Source organism: Anaerolineales bacterium (assembly GCA_003105035.1).
Classification (GTDB): Bacteria; Chloroflexota; Anaerolineae; order Anaerolineales; family UBA4823; genus FEB-25.
In genome coordinates, this window is record PQAL01000028.1 from 66,661 (window position 1) to 81,887 (window position 15,227).

Annotated in this window: 13 protein-coding genes; 7 read left to right on the top strand and 6 right to left on the bottom strand. The window is 51.6% G+C overall.

Annotation, left to right across the window (positions count from 1 at the left end):
* The first annotated feature begins 36 nt into the window (after positions 1–36).
* The gene (locus C3F13_12005) at positions 37–1,146 is read left to right on the top strand and encodes a BMP family ABC transporter substrate-binding protein (protein PWB52245.1); all 1,110 of its coding nucleotides are present in this window, start codon (positions 37–39) and stop codon (positions 1,144–1,146) included.
* Here the strand turns inward: C3F13_12005 and C3F13_12010 are convergent.
* From C3F13_12010 to C3F13_12025, 4 genes are read right to left on the bottom strand one after another with little or no spacing between them, the layout of a single operon-like run.
* The gene (locus C3F13_12010; protein PWB52246.1) at positions 1,132–2,271 is read right to left on the bottom strand and encodes a hypothetical protein; all 1,140 of its coding nucleotides are present in this window, start codon (positions 2,269–2,271) and stop codon (positions 1,132–1,134) included. The two genes, C3F13_12005 and C3F13_12010, sit on opposite strands and share 15 nt — an antisense overlap.
* Positions 2,268–3,377: a hypothetical protein gene (locus C3F13_12015; GenBank protein ID PWB52247.1), complete on the bottom strand. Its 1,110-nt coding sequence runs from the start codon at positions 3,375–3,377 to the stop codon at positions 2,268–2,270. Before C3F13_12015 ends, C3F13_12010 begins: the two co-directional genes overlap by 4 nt.
* Entirely contained in the window at positions 3,292–3,738 is a 447-nt protein-coding gene (locus C3F13_12020) for a hypothetical protein (GenBank protein ID PWB52248.1), read from the bottom strand. The genes C3F13_12015 and C3F13_12020 overlap by 86 nt, the downstream gene beginning before the upstream one ends.
* 51 nt (positions 3,739–3,789) lie before the next feature.
* Complete coding sequence (locus C3F13_12025; GenBank protein PWB52249.1) at positions 3,790–5,106, bottom strand: UDP-N-acetyl-D-mannosamine dehydrogenase; 1,317 nt, start codon at positions 5,104–5,106, stop codon at positions 3,790–3,792.
* A gap of 302 nt (positions 5,107–5,408) precedes the next feature.
* Between C3F13_12025 and lexA the strand changes: the two genes are divergently transcribed.
* The 6 genes from lexA (at position 5,409) to C3F13_12055 (ending at position 12,249) form a co-directional block, all read left to right on the top strand.
* Positions 5,409–6,134, top strand: a complete 726-nt coding sequence (gene lexA, locus C3F13_12030; GenBank protein ID PWB52250.1) for a repressor LexA — start codon at positions 5,409–5,411, stop codon at positions 6,132–6,134.
* A gap of 124 nt (positions 6,135–6,258) precedes the next feature.
* The gene (locus C3F13_12035; protein PWB52251.1) at positions 6,259–6,891 is read left to right on the top strand and encodes a UDP-galactose phosphate transferase; all 633 of its coding nucleotides are present in this window, start codon (positions 6,259–6,261) and stop codon (positions 6,889–6,891) included.
* On the top strand, positions 6,863–7,804 hold the full coding sequence (locus C3F13_12040) for an EamA family transporter (GenBank protein PWB52252.1): 942 nt from the start codon (positions 6,863–6,865) through the stop codon (positions 7,802–7,804). Before C3F13_12035 ends, C3F13_12040 begins: the two co-directional genes overlap by 29 nt.
* Positions 7,805–7,817: 13 nt before the next feature.
* Positions 7,818–8,714, top strand: a complete 897-nt coding sequence (locus C3F13_12045; protein PWB52253.1) for a pyruvate dehydrogenase — start codon at positions 7,818–7,820, stop codon at positions 8,712–8,714.
* Between the two features lie 150 nt (positions 8,715–8,864).
* Positions 8,865–10,457 (top strand): FAD-binding oxidoreductase, encoded by a 1,593-nt coding sequence (locus C3F13_12050; GenBank protein ID PWB52254.1) that lies wholly within the window; start codon positions 8,865–8,867, stop codon positions 10,455–10,457.
* Between the two features lie 43 nt (positions 10,458–10,500).
* Entirely contained in the window at positions 10,501–12,249 is a 1,749-nt protein-coding gene (locus C3F13_12055; GenBank protein ID PWB52255.1) for an FAD-dependent oxidoreductase, read from the top strand.
* Positions 12,250–12,374: 125 nt separating this feature from the next.
* On the opposite strand, the gene C3F13_12060 is transcribed toward C3F13_12055, so the two are convergent.
* Together C3F13_12060 and C3F13_12065 are read right to left on the bottom strand one after the other, a co-directional pair.
* The gene (locus tag C3F13_12060; protein PWB52256.1) at positions 12,375–13,172 is read right to left on the bottom strand and encodes a hypothetical protein; all 798 of its coding nucleotides are present in this window, start codon (positions 13,170–13,172) and stop codon (positions 12,375–12,377) included.
* Between the two features lie 154 nt (positions 13,173–13,326).
* Entirely contained in the window at positions 13,327–15,198 is a 1,872-nt protein-coding gene (locus C3F13_12065) for a cell division protein FtsH (GenBank protein ID PWB52257.1), read from the bottom strand.
* Between the last annotated feature and the right edge of the window lie 29 nt (positions 15,199–15,227).

Below are 15,227 nucleotides of genomic sequence, written 5' to 3' on the forward strand. Positions count from 1 at the left end.
TTCATGTCCGAGAGATCATGAAATGAGGAGGGTGTCATGAACGGACTGTTTTCAAACTTAAGAAGTGTAAAGAAATATTGGCGAGCGAGCTCCCTGATAGTAATCAGTGGTGTAGCTTTGTTAATCGTGACTGGATTACTATTTAGCCTGCATACCATCTCAGCCAAAGCAGCAAACACAAAAGTAGGTATGATCATCCTCGGATCCATTACGAATAATGGCTTCAACTGGCTCAGCTATCAGGGGTTGGTACGTGCAGAAACAGAGTTTTCTGTTATCGGAAACCTGTACATAGCGAACAACGAAGGCGAGATTGAGTTAAAAACGACGCAGTGTGTTGCAGATGACAATGACCTGTGTATCGGTGTGGGTTTCCTGACTCAGGAAGAAATTTCCGCAGCCGCTGCTGCTTATCCCACCACTTATTTCGCTATTGTTGATGCAGCATCTAGCATCTACCCGACTAACCTTCGCTCGCTGTTATTCGCCTCCGAAGAAGTCGGCTACCTGGCTGGTACGTTGGCAGGCCGAATGAGTCAATCCGACACCATTGGAGCTTTGGGTGGTTGGGAAATCCCGTCCGTAACTCCCTTCATTGAAGGATATGAAAATGGAGCTTTGTGTACCAATCCAGAAATCACCACGATCATCAGCTACACAAATGACTTTTATAATCCAAAACTTGGTTCTGAATACGCTCAAGGAATGATTGGACGTGGAGCAGACGTGATTTTTGCAGTAGCTGGGCCTACCGGTGACGGAGCCATCCTGACCACAACCCAATCTGGAGTATGGGCAATCGGTGTGGACACCGACGAATACTATACCTTATTCATGACGGGTACTGTCGAAGGGGCCGAATATCTTTTAAATAGTGCGATGAAGCGTACAGATAATGCAGTATTCCTGACGATTTCCGACGTGGTTTCGGGGACGTTTACATCGGGATCGGTCATTTACAACCTTGAAAGTGGTGGAGTCGGGCTCGCCCCCTTCCATGAAGCAGATCCAGCGGTACCGACGGAGACTAAAATCTGGCTTAATCTCATCTCACAGGCAATCATCTCGGGAGTGATACACCCGCTTGAAAAGGATAGCCCCTGCCTCGTGATGAACCAGCTCTATCTGCCATTAGCCCGTAGATGATGGAGTATTACATTCAAGGAGCTTGTTCAGCACTTCGATAAATACACGAACCATGGCTTCGACATTGATCTCATCCGCCACAATGCGATAGGAAGCTGCGCCCATCTGGCGGAGCCTGGTCCTGTCCGACAACGCCTGTTGAAGGGTATTTGTTAAGGCTGCTAAGTCTCCTGGGGGAACTTGCCAGCCATTTTCTTTTCGTACCAGGTCATCCTGAGTGCCATCACCCTGGGCAACGACCACTGGCAACCCTTGGGCCATGGCCTGCTGGATGGCTAACCCGCCCGTACCTGGCAAAACAAACAGGTCAGCTTGTGCGTAATACGGAATCAGTTCCTCGCCTTGCCTGGCACCGGGGAATTCTGCAGCTGGGTAGAGCTGAGTAGCCAAATCTACCAGCCTAGACTTTTCCGGACCATCCCCAACGATGACCAGGTGGGGTTGAAGACCCTTCGGGAGACTGGCACACGCTCGAAGCAACAGGTCGATGCGTTTACGTGCCTGGAGGCGACCGACGAAGAGCACATTTGGTTGGCTGTCTGCCTTAATTAGCCGGAGAGGAGGGGCTGATTCGGGTGCTGGGTCAACGGCGTTGCATGCCACGTAAACCTGCTCGGAGGGTAATCCTAATTGACGGTATTGTTCAGCACCCTGTCGGCTGTAGGCAATGATCGCATCCAGTGAGTGCAATATACTTAACCGTTCTCGGGCACGAAAACCTGCCAGGCTACCTGTAATGGCTGGGGCACCCAGTCCCCAACCAACCACCTTCCTGCCCTGCGCATGCATCCAGCGGATCGCCTGCCGTGTGGTGGGATAGCGGGGGTTGGCTTCAACAATCAGGACATCAGGTTGCCAGCTTTGCAGCCACTCCAGGAATCCTGGCTGCCAGCAGACAAACAAGGACGAGCTAGGGTCACTAAAATAACGGTTCGAAATACGGACTAATTGGGCAGTCTGCAGTTGGTTTACAGGTGCAATGCCCTCAATGGGAAGAGGCTGACCGGCAAGGACGCTCAGTCCCGCCCGGCAAGAACCAGCCAATAAATCGAGAAAAGCAGCCCGATAGGTGGGTATTACCCGCTGCTGTAAACCCAGCCTGCCCGGGAAGGTGTCGCTGTTCATAGCTGCATTGCTTCCAGATACCCTTCCACCATCCGATCGATCCCAAAGGCTACTTCAGCCCTACGTCTGGCAGCGAGGCGATAATCAGCCTGAAAATCGAGAATGCGGTTGACTGCCACGGACAACCCATCAAGATCGGGAGGGTCCAATTTCCAAGGGTCACCGCCATAAGGCACCAGCAGACCTGAGCCCTCGGTCACAATCTCGGACAAGGCACCCGTATCGAAGCCCGCTACCGGCAAACCACAAGCCAGGGCTTCGATGACAGAATTTGGGCAGGCTGGGTTGATATCTGCAGCGAATAAAACATGGGCAGAGCGGTCAATTTCGGGGATGATCTCAGCTGGCACCTGCCCGGTGAAGTTCAACATAAGATTGGTGCGAGCGATCCATTCCTGTTGTAATGCCTGGGATACACGCCCCACCACCACGACCTCAATTTCGCGCTTGAAGTTGTCACGTAAGAGTTCTCCCAGCCGGACGGCATTCTGTAAACCAGCTTCATAACCACTGCCCAGGGTGCCTTCCACCACCAGGATGCGGTAGTGTTCAGCAGGCAAATCCCCTTCACCTGTAGGGGTGTAATGTTCCAAGTCTACGCCATTGTGAACCACCCGATACTCAACCCGGGTTTTTCCATACACCTCTTCCCACCAGCGGTGTGAGAACTCACTCTGATAAATGATCTGGTCAGCAAGCCGCTGGCGGATGGTAGATAGTATGAAATTCCCATATTCGGAACGGAAATAATGACGCCACCCGGTATGCGTCTTGCGGTGGATCCAGTTCATCCCATCCAGCCGCTGAAAGATGCGTACTCCCCTACGTTTGGCCCGCCATAGCCCTGCTAAATCGCGCGTTCCCCCAATCACTAAGATGGTATTGTACGGAGTATCGCGCAGGTTGAAAGTGACCTCATACCCCCGCTCGAGTAATCCATTTACCAGCCTTCCCCGAAAGGAAACCATCCCACCAATACCATGCACTTTGGGGATGATACATACCCTGCGGATCGAGCGGTTACTTTCCATCCCTGGTGCCCACACAGCGGGCTGGCATACCCGCCCAAATTTCATTTTCGCCGGTCGACTCAAGCAGAACGGCATTCGCGCCAATGACGCTACCCTTGCCGACCGTGAGGATACCTTCTTTACATAAGATCTTCGCACCGGGGCAAAGGATACTATCGTCTTCGATGACAATTCCCTTGAATTTAGACTGTTCTATGGGGCGGTAGATATCCGCTCTTCCCAAAGTGACCCCTGGGTATATCTTCACCCGTGCTCCAATCGTGCTGGCTGAATGGATTACCACCCCAAAACCTCCGTGAGCCAGCTCAAGACCATCTCCCACCACCACCGAGCGAGGGATCTCTACCCCGAGAAGTTTTAAAATGTAATAAGCAATGCTTCCGAGCACAGGTGTTTTGCGGGCAGAAACCAACCGGGCGTAAATATCACGTGTCATATGCGGCACATGAAGGAAGTTACCTGCGAAACACGGGAAGGATAGAGAAACTCATCGGTCCTGCTTCCCATCGCCCAGGCGGAGGAATGTGAAGCCTGCACTAGACCACGATTCCTTGTCCCAGGCTCCCACGGTGTCGATCACCCAACGGGCGGAAGAGACCTGTCTGACCCACGCTGGATCTAGCTCTTTCAATTCCTTATGACCGACCAATAAACAAAGCAGGTCAGTGTCTCGTATGGCGTCTTCTAAACGCAGCGATAGGGTGACACCCGGTATCGATGCATCCGGTTTGTTTGGCTCATAGGCAGAGAGGATCACACCTGCCTCAGTAAGCAAGCGTGCCACCTCAATCGCCGGACTTTCACGCAGGTCATCCACATCGGGTTTAAAGGCTAAGCCGAGAAGACCAATATGCTTCCCAGGTAGCTTACCGTCAAAAATACCTGATATAAGATCGAAAACAAAGTGCGGTTGGGTATCGTTCAGATGACGGGCTGCAATGATGAGCTCAGTCAGATCGGGAGCGGCCTCTACCAGGAACCAGGGATCGACGCTGATGCAATGACCGCCCACCCCTGGGCCAGGATTCAAGATCTTCACCCGAGGATGCCGGTTTGCGATGCCGATCGCCTCCCAGATGTCCACGCTGAATCGTTGGGCCAGGCGTGAAAATTCGTTGGCGATGGCAATGTTGATATCCCGGTAGGTATTCTCCATCAACTTGACCATCTCAGCCGTGGTGGCATCGGTGAGGACAATCTCACCCCTGACAAAATGGGCATATAGATCACGTCCAGCTTCCGCTGAGGCGGCATTGATGCCTCCGATCACGCGTGCATTCTCGGTCAGCTCCTGGAGGATCCTGCCGGGCAGTACCCGCTCAGGTGAATAAGCCAGTAGAAAATCAACCCCGGCTTTCAATCCCAAGCCTTCCAGGATCGGCTTGACGAGATCAAGCGTAGTGCGCGGTGGAGAGGTTGATTCGAGCACAACCAGGTTCCCACGGCGCAGGTGGGGTAAGATCGATTGGGTTGCAGCAGTCACGGCGCGCATATCAGCCAGGCGATACTCGCGTCCATTTTGGACTTTCTGTTCGTCGTTATAAAATGGGGTTGGCACGGCGATGATGAACGCATCTGCTGACTCAGGGGTATCACTGATCACCAGTCTTCCTGCTGATAACGCTTCCTTGACTAATTTTCCCAGGCCCGGTTCAGAAATATGCAGCTCACCGTTACGCAAAGTGGACACCACACGGGGATTATTATCTACACCGATTACGTGCAGTCCATGAGTGGCAAATGTACTGGCAGTTGGCAGTCCGATGTAACCCAAACCTAATACACAGACTTTATCGAATTTCATACCTGCTCCATGATCACCTCGGAAGAAGCCCGAGAGAGTTTTATTCAAGAATAAAGCTTTCTAGACAATTATCCCACAATATTTTCCGGCATTCACCTGTGCAACGGTGAAACGCTTATGAATATGATCCATGATGGCGTTTTTTGACCCAAATCTATCATGGAGCAGGAGTTCACTTTTCAACTTTTATCGGTTCACTTTTCAAGTTTGAATAACATAAGTTACGAGCTACTTGACATCGAACGAATGTTCTGGTATTATAAGTTTATAGAACAACTGTACTGATATTTCGGAGGTGAAAGATGACACCCAGGCGTCGCAGCTCGACTCTCACTGAGCCACAGATCAAAGTCCTCAAGGTGATTGAAGATTATCAAAACAATAACGGCTTTCCCCCTTCCATCCGTGATATCCAGGATATGGGAAAGTTTTCTTCAACATCCGTAGTCAATTACTACCTGGATCAATTGGAGAGCATGGGGCATATCAAACGCTCAGGGCGAGTCTCGCGCGGGATACGCCTGATGAAACCGTTTAATGAGATCGCCCAATCAACAAAAGGGATGGTGCAAAATGTGCGCGAGTCAGTAGAGCAGGTGCTACGCATCCCGGTAATGGGGCGAATCTTCGCCAGCGAACCAGTCCCGGTTCCGGGTTCAGATTTTGCCTACCTGGACGCAGAGACAGTGGTCAACGTTGCCCGCAGTATGCTTCCAGCTCGTGAAAAAGTGGAAGAGCTGTTTGCCCTCGAAGTAAATGGCGATTCCATGATCGATGCGATGGTCAATGATGGTGACATCGTGATTATGAAACCTGCCAAAGATGTTCACAATGGAGACCTGGTAGCCATCTGGCTGCGCGATAAAGACGAAACCACATTAAAGTATTTCTACCTGGAAGATGGAAAAGTTCGCCTGCAACCAGCCAATCCCACCATGAAACCGATCTTCATCGATGACCCAACCACTGTGGATATCCAGGGCAAGATCGTGATGATCATCCGCCCTTGTCAAATGTCTCTTTTATAGAGGCATTTCTTTCAATAAGACCAAAGCTGAAATCCTGAGGATTTCAGCTTTTTTGTCCCCCAACTAGCCAGGCATTCGAATCCTTATCCCGGCTCTAATAACCAACATCTGGTAGAATTCCGGTATGCTCCTTGTTGGTACGCATTCACCTATCCCGGCAACCAAACGAATCCTGGACATCATCGTTACTATCCCCAGCATTATCCTTCTGTCTCCGTTATTACTGGTCATTGCCATCCTGGTCAGGATTAATTTCGGAAGCCCGATCATCTTCAGGCAAAAACGCCCGGGATTCCATGGGAAACCCTTCTGGGTGCACAAATTCCGCTCAATGACCAATGAACGTGATGACCAGGATCAGCTGCTGCCTGATGGGCAGCGTATGACGCGCCTGGGCCGATTCCTTCGCTCCACTAGCCTGGATGAGTTGCCGGAGATGATTAATGTGCTGCGTGGAGAGATGAGCTGGGTGGGGCCACGGCCATTGCTGATGCAATACCTGGAGCGGTATTCCCCTGAACAGAACCGCAGGCATGATGTGTTACCAGGGATCACCGGCTGGGCGCAAATTAATGGGCGGAATGCACTCACCTGGGAAGAAAAATTCGAGCTGGATGTGTGGTATGTGGACCACTGGTCGCTCTGGCTGGATATAAAAATCCTATTGTTGAGTGTCGTCAAAGTATTGCAACGCCAGGGGATTAATCAACCAGGTCAGGCTACTGCAGATGAGTTCATGGGCAACCATGAATCCTAATATCGGGGAGCTGGCAGCACTCCTTACTGCAATGTGTTACTCCATCTCATCCATATTTTTCACCGTTGCTGGACGGAAATTTGGTCCGGCAGTCTCCAACCGGGTGAGACTGGTGGTGGCAATCCTCCTTCTCTGTAGTGTACACTGGCTTATTTATGGCACACCGTTACCAGTTAATGCCGAGGTGGAACGCTGGTTCTGGTTGGGGATTTCTGGCATCGTTGGGTTGGCAATCGGTGATCTGTTCCTTTTCAAGGCATATATCTCGATGGGCCCGCGCATTGGATTGCTCTTCCTCAGCCTGGCACCCGCTATTGCCACTCTGCTGGCATGGGTTTTCCTGGGAGAGACACTCAGCGTGGGAAGCATTTTTGGCATTATCCTTACCCTGGCAGGCATCACCTGGGTGGTGCTGGTAAGTAACAGCCGAAGCGAGACCCAGCAAACAGTAGAGAGATCCATTGCAAGCCGGATTGATGCAAAGGGCGTCCTGGCGGGATTAATTGCCGCCTCAGGGCAAGCATTGGGTGTCGTCCTGGCAAAAAACGGGCTGAAGGGAAATTTTCCAGCGTTATCAGCCAATGTCATCCGCATGAGCGCAGCTTTCCTGGCTTTTTGGCTGGTAACGATACTGCAAAGGCAGGTTGTTTCTACCATTCAGCGAGTGAAAGATCAAAGGTCGGGAATGGTGTATATCCTGGGTGGAGCGTTATTCGGCCCGCTGATCGGTGTTTCCTTATCGTTATTTGCCATACAGAATACCAGCATCGGGATCGCCAGCACCATCATCGCCCTACCGCCCATTTTCCTGCTGCCCATCGGTCACTTCGTATTTAAAGAGAAAATATCCTGGCAGGCGGTGACCGGTACTATCGTCGCGGTGACCGGTGTAGCTATGCTATTTTGGTTATAAGCATATAATTAGGATGACCATGATTTTTGATAACATTTTATACCGGGCTCTCTACCGCATTCGCAGGTTCGAAGAAACGGTGGCGGATAATTTTACCCGTGGCGTATTTCACGGTACCACACACACCTGCCTGGGGCAAGAAGCTAACGCAGTTGGAGTACTCACCCAGATCCAGGAAAACGACATCGTCTTCAGCAATCATCGCAGTCACGGCCATTTCTTAGCGTACGGAGGCAATCCACGAGCATTATTTGCCGAACTAATGGGCCGGTCCACCGGGGTGTGCGGGGGAAGAGGCGGTTCGCAGCACCTGCATTGGCGTAACTTCTATTCCAATGGGATTCAGGGTGGCATTGTACCAATCGCCACGGGCATGGCATTGGCAGAGAAATTTAAACGTTCAGGAGACATTACCATCGCCTTCCTGGGCGATGGCACCCTCGGAGAAGGCGTTATCTATGAGGCCTTCAACATGGCCTCGCTATGGCAGGCACCGATCCTCTACGTGCTTGAAAATAACCACATTGCCCAGACCACACCTTCTGAGTATGCCGTGGCGGGGAGTGTCCCAGACCGCTTCAGAGCATTCAATATTCCTGCTCAAGAGCTGGATACATCTGACGTGCATGAAATCCTGGCAGTTGCCGCGGAATTACTTTCACAGGTACGCCAGGCTAGTTCCCCGCAGGCGATGATCATCAATACCAGACGGTTTGGACCCCACTCAAAGGGTGATGATACCCGCGATCCAGTAGAGATCGATTCTATGCGAAAGAATTATGACCCGATCAAGATCCAGGCTGCTCGTTTAAATACTGAGGAGAGGAAGACCATTCATGCTGAGGTTGATGAAGAAATAAAAAATGCATATGAGCAAGCAGCTAATGATCCATTCCCATCGTTCGGATGAAAGAGATGTAAACCAGTTTCTCGTCATTATCCAACACCACATCAGACTCCAAGATTGAAGAGTGGGAAGATAACAAGCTATGAAGAACAATCCAGAATGGAAGCATAAAGGTGATATCAAGGGCAGCACGGCTCTTCCAGGAGCCACTCTATGAGACGCTGGAATGGTTGGGGAGATGATTCAGTAGACTATCCTCTCCATGCTTCTTCACAAAGGTTCCTGGACAGTCTGGTGGGGATTGGAGCAAGGCCGAAGCAGGCAGGCTTGCAAGAATTAATCAAGCGTGTGCCTAAGTCGCGTCTACACTCACATCCCCTGGTATCAGTCGACCCATTTCAACGCCTGACGCATACACGCGGGCAGAGCTTCCCAAACTGGCTGGATTTGCGAAGTGGGCAGCTGGATAGCTTCCCGGATGGCGTGGGATACCCTTTAACCGATGAAGATGTCAACGAGCTTATCCAATATGCAAGCCGGCATGGATATCAAATTATCCCCTACGGCGGAGGAACTAGCGTCGTGGGGCATATCGACGTGATGAAGGGCAGAAAACCTGTCCTAACGATAGATATGTCGCACATGAACCGGCTGGTCGATCTCAATGCCACCAGCCTGCAAGCAACGTTCATGGCTGGTGTTTCGGGGCCAGTCCTCGAGTCACAGCTCCGGGCGCATGGCTACACGCTGGGGCATTACCCCCAATCATTTGAGTATTCCACCCTGGGCGGATGGATCGCCACCCGCTCAAGTGGACAACAATCCTTACGATATGGGAGGATAGAAAAGTTATTTGCTGGCGGCAAAATAGAAACCCCGACCGGGACGTTGAATATCCCGGCTTTCCCTGCTTCGGCCGCAGGACCGGACCTTCGTGAAATTATATTGGGTTCGGAAGGCAGGCTGGGTATCATCACCCAAGCTTGCGTACGCATCAGTCCGATCCCCGAGCGAGAAGACTTCCATGCCGTCTTCTTTCCTGATTTTCAACACGGCATCGAGGCGGTCAGGCAAATCCTGTCGTACGGCATACAATGCTGTATGCTGCGCCTCAGCACAGCCATAGAAACCTCCACCACACTGGCCCTGGCAGGCCATGAAAACCTGATCGGCGCCCTGGAACGCCTGCTGTCAATCCGAGGGTTAGGTGAGAAAAAATGTATGCTCCTGCTGGGTTTCAGTGGTAAAGCCAGCCTGGTACGTGCCTACCGCAGCGAGGCTTTAGACATCACCTCAAAATGGGGCGGTGTGCATGTGGGCAAGACCTTTGGAGAGCAATGGCACAGGAATCGTTTCAAAACCCCTTACCTGCGGAATACCTTGTGGGAGATGGGTTATGGGATTGATACGCTGGAGACAGCCATCGACTGGGGAAAAACCATCCAGATGGTTGACCAGATCGAGTCTACCCTACGTCAGACCATGGAGAGCTTCAACGAAAAAGTACACGTCTTCACCCACCTTTCGCATGTTTATCCTTATGGATCATCGGTTTACACGACTTACCTGTTCAGGCTGGCAGCAACGTCTGAAGACACGCTGAGCCGGTGGCAGGCGATGAAAGCCGCTGCCAGCCGGGTAATCGTCTCACTTGGGGGAACGATCAGCCATCAACATGGGATTGGGATGGACCATGTACCCTATCTGCCCGCAGAGAAGGGGCCTTTAGCGATAAAAACCATCACCAGCCTGTGCCATCAGTTCGACCCCAAAGGCATGATGAATCCAGGGAAATTAGTGCTGTAAAGTTGCCTGAGCCAGCCTAAAATAATATATGATGGAGAATGTGATGTGGAATAACGAATGGCGAAAAAAGACCTGGCAAGAGATTGCTGGCCCATGGGATATGATCGTCATCGGTGGTGGGATTACCGGGGCAGGCATCCTGCGGGAAGCCACCCGCCTCGGCCTGCATGCATTATTGGTTGAGCAGCGTGATTTCGCCTGGGGTACCTCCAGCCGGTCATCCAAACTGGTGCATGGGGGGCTGCGGTATCTTAAAGAAGGCAAACTTATCCTGACCCGTGATTCGGTCCATGAAAGGGAGCAATTGCTGCATGAGGGTCCGGGGCTGATCGATCCGTTAGGTTTCCTGATGACCGTATATAAAAATGACTCACCCGGTCGGTGGGCTTATGAGGTCGGTCTAACAGTGTATGACCTGCTGGCCTTACGCTGGGACCATGCCTATTACTCGGCTCAGGATTTCAAGCTGCTGGCTCCCTACATCAGCCAGAACGAGCTCAAGGGAGGCTTCCGTTTTGGTGATGCCCAGACCGATGACGCCCGCCTAACCCTGCGGGTCTTGCGTGAAGCAGTTGCAGATGGTGCCACTGCGATCAATTATGTCAAAGGAGAACGATTGATCGCCACGGAACAAGGTGTGAAAGGCGTACTGCTCACGGACCAGTTGCTAGGTGACCAGGCTGAGGCTTACGCGCAGGTGGTGATAAATGCTGCTGGTGCCTGGACGGATACCTTGCGAGAGCAGGTGGGCGGCAGTGCACAAATCCGTCCTTTGCGAGGCAGCCACCTGATCTTTCCAAATTGGCGGTTGCCTGTGGCACAGGCAATCAGCTTCTTGCACCCCTTCGATCAACGCCCAGTGTTTATTTTCCCCTGGGAGAAGGTCACCCTGGTAGGGACAACAGATGTAGACCATACAGATTCGCTTGAACGCGAACCGTGTATCAGCCCAAACGAGGTAGCTTACCTGATGGCAGCCGTTGAGTACCAATTCCCATCGCTGTCAATTGGCCTAGAGGATGTGATTTCTACCTATGCTGGGGTAAGGCCGGTCATAAGCAGTGGTAGAGCGAATCCCTCGGAGGAATCACGTGACCATGTAATCTGGGAAGATCAGGGGCTATATTCAGTAACGGGGGGCAAGCTGACTACTTTTCGGCTCATCGCTCTAGATGTGTTGAAAGCCCTCCAAAGCCGGTTCCCTGACCTGCCCGAACCTGATCATGACATGCCAGTGCTCAACCCGGTTGACCAGGCCCTACCTGGATGCGGAGAAATGCGTGAAACCTGTCGCCGCAGGTTATTAGGCCGCTATGGGGTAGATGCCATTCGCCTGGTGAAAGCTGCTCATGCAGGTGAGATGGAATCCATTCCTGGAACCGATTATTTGTGGGCTGAGCTCCGCTGGGCAGCCCAAAGTGAAGCTGTGTGCCACCTGGAGGACCTGCTCCTGCGGCGGACGCGCCTCGGTCTGATCCTGCCGCATGGGGGTGAATCCATCCTGCCGGTGGTAAAACAAATCTGCCTGAAAGAGATGAGCTGGAGCACCGACCAATGGCAAAAAGAGCTGGAGGCTTATCATCAACTGATTACTTCCTGCTATAGCTTACCCACACCAGCCTCCATCCCTGCCTGGAAAACCCTGCTGGCTGAGGCGGAGAAGAGACGAAAATCAGCCATTCAAGAAACACATGCCAGGAAGACGCAGCGTTCAATGCTGTTGGCAGCCGGCCTGGTCGCTTCCGTTATTATTGGCACCATTCTTTGGAAGAATTACAGGCAAGTAGAGTAACCATTTTGGTGGATCTATACCGTGATTTTGGATGTAGCCAGCTACACCTGGAAAAATCAAGCTGGGGTATTAAATAAAAGACTGCGAGAATTTTATTTCTCGCAGTCTGGATAGTATCGATATTTTTATTTGGGCGAGCGGGTTTTTAAAGTCCGCGAATAGATCGTTTCAAGCTCAGGGTTGGCCTCCGTGCTCTTGCGTTTCCTCTTCTTATCAGGAAAGGCATTTACAGTGTCTACGCCTTTTCGTTCCATGGCTTCACGCAGGGCCATTTCCATCGCTGTGGGAACAGGCACATCCTTCTCCTCTTCAGAAGCTTCTTTTTCCTTTTCCTGCTCACGGCTATGCTGTTCACGTTTATCCATCTTCTCAATTGTGGCCTTAACGATCTCTTCGGGTTTTTCCTGGAGCGCTTTCATGCTCAGCTTGATCTGCTTCTTGGGTTTGATGACCTCTAAAACCTTTACTTCCACCTCATCGCCTTCTTTGACCAGATCACCCGGCATGCGGATAAAGTCGTGCGTCATCTCACTGATGTGCACCAGACCCGGGCGTTCGGCACCGATATCGACAAACACACCAAACTTTTCCAGGCGAACAACTTTCCCGGTGATGACCATATCCTTTTTGATCTCGCTCCATTCCAGGCCTAACGGTTGGATCATGGTGAGCTCGATGCGGCCTTTTTTGGGTGACACCCTGCGAACCCATACATCCACCTCATCTCCTTCATGGATGACATCCTCAACGCGTTTCACGGGTGTTTTCTGAAGCTGGGATATGTGGACCATCCCGGGGGTTTCCATACCAATATCAACCAGTGCACCTGCGAGCGAGGTTTTGACTACCTTGCCGCGAAAATACATTTTATTTTTTAGTTCTTTGATATTGCCTGGAGCACCTGTTGTAATATTGGTATCCATAGCGACCTCTCTGATTCTTCGAATTTCACGCAAACTTAGATTATACCAAGTGCGTGTAAAAAAGTCAAAATTACTTCCCTTGCAGAAAACAATGGGGTTCCTGGCTTATTAGCCAGAAACCCCTTATATTATTCTGATAGCCAACCGTAAGAGCTTAGGCTGGCTTGGGCAGCGGAGTGCCCCCGTTCTTAGGCTGTGGGGGCGGAAACAACGTTTCAAACTCCTCGCGTGATAGCGTTTCAACTTCCAAAAGTTTACGAGCAATGGCATCCAGGAATTCGCGATATTGTATGAGGATTCCCTTGGCCTTTTCGTAAGCGTCATTGACAAGTGACCTTACTTCCTTGTCAATCTGCTCAGCCACTGCTTCCGAATAATCACGCTGCTCTGATATCTCACGTCCCAGGAAGATCAGCTCTTCCTTCTGGCCGTAAACCATGGGTCCCAAATCACTGCTCATGCCCAGGCGAGTAACCATGGCACGCGCCATCTTGGTGACGCGCTCCAAGTCATTGGAGGCACCGGAAGTGATGTCATTGAACACAATCTCTTCGGCAGCGCGCCCACCCATTAGTCCCACCATGTCAGCGATCAGCTTATTGCGGCCCATCAGTGTTCGGTCTTCTTCAGGCAAGGCAAGTGTATAGCCACCAGCCATGCCGCGGGCGGTAATCGATACTTTATGAACTGGGTCAGCTTCGGGCACCGCGTTCATAACTACCGCATGGCCAGCCTCATGGTAGGCAACGATACGTTTTTCCTCTTCACTGATCAGCCGGCTCTTGCGCTCCGGTCCAGCAATCACCCGCTCGATCGCCTCCTCCAAATCCTCCTGCTCAATGGATTTTTTATTGCGCCGAGCTGCCAGAATTGCACCTTCGTTGACCAAATTTTCCAGATCAGCACCCACAAAACCCGGGGTTGAACGGGCCAGAACAGCCAGATCGGTATTCGGGGCAAGAGGTTTTCCTTTGACATGTACCTTGAGAATGGCTTCGCGACCACGCATATCCGGGCGGTCTAAGATCACCCTGCGGTCGAAGCGACCAGGGCGAAGCAACGCAGGGTCAAGAATATCGGGACGGTTAGTGGCTGCCATGATGATGACGTTCGTATCGGTATCAAAACCATCCATCTCAACCAGCATCTGGTTTAAAGTCTGCTCGCGTTCATCATGGCTTCCGCCCAGGCCTGCCCCGCGCTGCCGACCAACCGCGTCAATTTCATCCACAAAGACGATGCAAGGTGAGTGACGCTTGGCTTGCTCAAACAGGTCACGCACACGGCTGGCACCCACACCCACGAACATTTCGACAAACTCGGAGCCGGAGATAGAAAAGAATGGCACACCCGCCTCGCCAGATACTGCCTTGGCAAGTAATGTCTTTCCGGTTCCAGGTGGGCCAACTAGCAGCACACCCTTCGGAATGCGCGCCCCGAGGGAGATAAACTTCTCCGGTTCGCGTAAGAATTCGACAACTTCTTCAAGCTCTTCCTTGGCTTCTTCCACACCGGCAACATCACCAAACGTCACGGAAGGTTGATCTCCGGTGAACATGCGCGCCCGTGATTTCCCAAACTGCATCGCAGCATTATTGCTGCCCTGGGCCTGGCGGAATACCCACCAGAAAACTCCACCCAGGAGAATGAACGGGATGATATATCCTAACGATGAAAGAATACCAACCAGTGGGCTGGGTGGTTTATATTCGATGGTGATATGTGCAGGTGACAACTGGTCGGTCGACACCCCCAAATCCTTCAGCTGTTGAACGAGCGTCCTTCCAGGTTCCTGATATGCCAGCTTTGTGATTTCTTGCGTGCCTGTCCCATAAATCACTGTGAGCTTTTCTTGTTCTCCGACAATCCGGGTGATTTTACCTGCAGCCACATCCGCAGCTACCTGGTTAATTGATAAAGTTTCCTGTCCGGTATTGGCTTGATTAAAGCTATAAAAAACCAGGATTATGATTGCGGCTAATAACAGTACATAGATAATCGATGATCGATTACGAGTCGGATTCACTGATGCCTCCAAAAGATGCGTAGACCCAT

Coding starts and splice junctions, on each gene's coding strand:
- C3F13_12005 (PWB52245.1), top strand. CDS start 37: ATGAACGGACTGTTTTCAAACTTAAGAAGTGTAAAGAAATATTGGCGA.
- C3F13_12010 (PWB52246.1), bottom strand. CDS start 2,271: ATGAACAGCGACACCTTCCCGGGCAGGCTGGGTTTACAGCAGCGGGTA.
- C3F13_12015 (PWB52247.1), bottom strand. CDS start 3,377: ATGCCGTTCTGCTTGAGTCGACCGGCGAAAATGAAATTTGGGCGGGTA.
- C3F13_12020 (PWB52248.1), bottom strand. CDS start 3,738: ATGACACGTGATATTTACGCCCGGTTGGTTTCTGCCCGCAAAACACCT.
- C3F13_12025 (PWB52249.1), bottom strand. CDS start 5,106: ATGAAATTCGATAAAGTCTGTGTATTAGGTTTGGGTTACATCGGACTG.
- lexA (PWB52250.1), top strand. CDS start 5,409: ATGACACCCAGGCGTCGCAGCTCGACTCTCACTGAGCCACAGATCAAA.
- C3F13_12035 (PWB52251.1), top strand. CDS start 6,259: ATGCTCCTTGTTGGTACGCATTCACCTATCCCGGCAACCAAACGAATC.
- C3F13_12040 (PWB52252.1), top strand. CDS start 6,863: ATGAGTTCATGGGCAACCATGAATCCTAATATCGGGGAGCTGGCAGCA.
- C3F13_12045 (PWB52253.1), top strand. CDS start 7,818: ATGACCATGATTTTTGATAACATTTTATACCGGGCTCTCTACCGCATT.
- C3F13_12050 (PWB52254.1), top strand. CDS start 8,865: ATGAGACGCTGGAATGGTTGGGGAGATGATTCAGTAGACTATCCTCTC.
- C3F13_12055 (PWB52255.1), top strand. CDS start 10,501: ATGTGGAATAACGAATGGCGAAAAAAGACCTGGCAAGAGATTGCTGGC.
- C3F13_12060 (PWB52256.1), bottom strand. CDS start 13,172: ATGGATACCAATATTACAACAGGTGCTCCAGGCAATATCAAAGAACTA.